This is a genomic window from Mucilaginibacter sp. P4_G9 (assembly GCF_056400985.1).
The window spans coordinates 1-3,776 of sequence record NZ_JBFUKF010000462.1; the positions used below are offsets into that span (position 1 = coordinate 1).

The 3,776-nt window shown below is 40.4% G+C and carries 2 protein-coding genes; one reads left to right on the forward strand and one right to left on the reverse strand.

The genetic code is table 11. The features are described 5' to 3' along the window. A partial coding sequence (locus tag AC1DPZ_RS23745; protein ID WP_477408128.1) for a gliding motility-associated C-terminal domain-containing protein occupies positions 1–699 on the forward strand: 699 nt, incomplete at its 5' end. Between the two features lie 708 nt (positions 700–1,407). Here AC1DPZ_RS23745 and AC1DPZ_RS23750 read toward each other — a convergent pair. Further along, positions 1,408–3,776: DEAD/DEAH box helicase (locus tag AC1DPZ_RS23750; protein WP_477408130.1), on the reverse strand; the 2,369-nt coding region annotated here is incomplete at its 5' end.

Genomic DNA, 3,776 nt, shown 5'->3' on the forward strand with positions numbered 1-3,776 from the left:
GTACTTATACCGGGCGGTACCGGTTTCTGGACAACCTCTTTGGGCGATGGTAAATTTGAATCTGCAAACCAACCAAATGCTTTTTATTTACCTGGCGATAATGATATAAAAAAGGGATCTGTTGTATTAACGTTTAATGCAGATAATGCCGGTGATTGTTATATACCATCTGATTCTGTTAAAATAACACTCTTTGCCCCGCCGGTACTTACTACAGAACATAAAAGATATGTTTTGAAGGATAAGCTTATCACTTTACATCCAACGGTAAATGATCAAACCGTTACCTATCTATGGACACCAAATATTGGCATAAGCGATGTGCATGTTAAAGATCCGGTTATAACGGGAGACGTAGACCGTACCTATACACTTTTAGTGACTGATAGTTTAGGATGTATAGATCAGGACACCACTCGCGTAATTGTATCGCCACGTTTATTTGTCAACAATGCTTTTTCACCTAACGGAGATGGAAAAAATGATACCTGGGAAATAACCGGCCTGATAGCTTTTGAGAACGCAACGGTTGATGTATATAACCGGTACGGCACCCAAATATTTCATTCAAAGGGTTATGGGGCTCCGTGGGATGGCAGGTCTAACGGGCAACCTGTACCAGCCGGTGTATATTACTTTATTGTTGATACCAGGGTAAACGGGCAAAGATTTACAGGTTATGTAACTATTTTGAGATAGCTATTATATAAAAGCAGAAAGCAAAATGCACAAAGCCAATGTTTTGATTAGTAATCACATAATAAATAAAAAAACAGATTGTCATTGCGAATAACCACCAGGATAATCCTGGAAAAAATGGGGATGACGTGCTGGCTTTAGTAGGCTCACAACAACGATGTCATTGCGAGCGCAGCGCGGCAATCGCGAACTGTGCAGGTCCGCTCTGTATAGCATGCGATTGCTTCGTGCCTCGCAATGACATAGATTATATTAAAAAATAATGCTGATAATCAGCAATTTACAAACACGTTATTGCGAGTGGTAAAATTTCGCGAAACTTTGAAGGGGAAATAACGTTTTAAAAGGTTTGTCATCCTGAACGGAGTGAAGGATCTATTCGCCGACTGTACAGGGCGAAGAAGCATGTCGAATAATGGATGCTTCACTACGTTCAGCATGACAAATGGCTTTTTTGCAAACACGTCATGGGTAGGCACGAAGCAATCCCAAACTATGCAGATCGGATTTGTAAAGCTACTTTGTAAGGCCGGGATTGCTTCGTGCCTCGCGATGACGCGTGGTTATGTGCTTCATTAGAAGCATAAAAACATTAATAAATCAAATTTAAGAACTTCTAAGTGGTAAATAATTTCGTTTCCTTTTGCACTTTGTTGGTGATATAGATGGTATTTAATGCCGGGCTGAATAAATATCTTTTGCTTAATGCTAACCCAATATACTCAAGAGATCTGTTTTTGATAACGATTGAAGGAACGAAGAACCGGTGTTTACCAGGTTATCTGCTAAACTTCTTTTGAATTCCTGCATCTGCATAATTTTTTCTTCAACGGTATCCGGGCAGATCATCCTTACAGCAACCACATTTTTATTTTGGCCAATGCGGTGCGAACGGTCGATGGCCTGGTTTTCAACAGCAGGGTTCCACCATGGGTCAACTATGTAAACATAATCTGCTTCGGTTAAATTTAAACCGGTGCCACCCGCCTTCATGCTGATAAGGAATACGCTTATTGCCGGGTTATTTTGAAATTCGTTTACTACAGCTTCGCGGTTACGGGTACTGCCTGTAAGCCAGCTAAAACCAATTTGGCGGTTAGTTAATTCTTTTTTGATCAGCTCAAGCATCGAAACAAATTGCGAGAATACCAGTATTTTATGCCGGGGTAATTTGCTTTCAATCTGCTCCATCAGCATATCTATTTTCGCCGATTCACTTCCGGGTGGTTTTTCACCGGTAATTAACAATGGCGAATCGCATACCTGCCGTAATTTTGTTAGCCCCTTGAGTACGTTCATCGGCGTTTTCCTTAATTCATCGCTTGTTGTGGCCGATATAAACTCACGGAACTCCTTTTCATAAGCATCATAAATTTTCCGCTGTTGCTCCTTCATTTCGCAATACAATACCATTTCGGTTTTTTCGGGCAATTCGGCGGCCACCTGCTGCTTGGTTCGTCGTAAAACAAAGGGCTTTATTTTGTTTTGAAGTTCTGTAGCCCGTTTGTGGCTTTTAAATTTATCAATGGGCACGGCATAAATATCTTTAAAGTACTGTTTGGTTCCCAACAGGCCGGGGCACGCAAATGACAGCTGCCCATAAATATCAAAAGTATTGTTTTCGATAGGTGTACCCGTGATGGTAATTCTGTTACGCGATTTTAGCAAGCGTACGGCTTTGTAACGCTGCGAATCCGGATTTTTGATTTGCTGCGATTCGTCAAGGAAAATATAATTGAACTGGTAGTTTTTTAAAAAGCTGATATCGGCAAGCAGGGTGCCGTATGAGGTAAGGATTATTTCATACGGGTTAAAGTCGCTGATACTTTTTATCCTGTCGGCCCCATAAATGGTATGGATCCTGATGGATGGCGCAAACTTTTGCACCTCGGCCTGCCAGTTAAAAATAAGCGATGTAGGTACTACCAGCAGGTTGGTATTGTGATTTGCTTTTTTTCGTTGCGATAGTATAAAAGCGATGATTTGCATGGTTTTACCCAGGCCCATATCATCAGCCAGGCATCCGCCAAAGTTAAAATCATCTAAAAAGTTAAGCCAGTTTAATCCCTGTTTTTGATAGGGGCGAAGGGTAGCATGTAACTCCGGTGGAACTTCAATATCGGTTATCGCATCAAAATCTGATAGTTTTTTGCGATATGTTCTTAGTTCGGTCTTAACTTCCTGGTCCATTAGCTGCTCGTCAAATAGTTCAGCAATGGCCGTGTAATTGATTTTATGGATAATTAGTATATCTTCATCAGTTATTTCGCCGGCATTAAAATATTTAGTAAACTTTTCTATCCATTCCAATGGTAATATGCCCAAAGTACCATCATCCAGCTGTACGTATTTGCTTTTGTTACGTACAGCTTTTTGAACCCGCTTTAAAGTAGTTTTTTTATTGCCGAACCTAATGCCTATTTCGGTATTAAACCAGTTGATACCGCTTAGTACCCTTATGGTTATATTTACTTTATTTGGGTTAAGTTTATTTCCTTCCAGTTCGTTAAAACCTAAAACTGTAATGTCATGCTTTTGCCAATCTTCAAATACATTTAAAAACCAATCTTCCTGCAAAAAAAACCTTTTATGCAGGTAAAAATAATGCAGGTCATTATCCACTTGTTCGGCAAAGTAGGGGTGTTGTTTAATAAGCAGGGCGGTCAGTTCAATTTCGGCTTCGTCGTTCCGCTTTACAATAAATTCGTTGCCTTTATGGTCAACCCCGTGAATCGTCCGCTTTGTACGTACCGGTATTTCGGCCTCGCCATAACGCATAACCGGGATGATCATTACATGGCTGCCAAAATCCGACAGGTAAATGATCTTTTCGGTTTCGCTGGTAAATCCTTGCTGTTTTAACTGAACAGCGGTAGCAGGTTTAATATGCTGGTAAGCAATGCTTATCCTGTCTTCGAGTTTGGTTAACAGGTGTGTTTTAAACTCTTTATATTTAGAATGATGGATAAGCAGGCTTTCGGGGCGTTTCCGCATCAGGTCGATAATGCCTAATAGCTGCATATTATCGGCAAGGTAAAGTGTATCGTTAACCAAAATAAAATAGGTAAACTTAATAC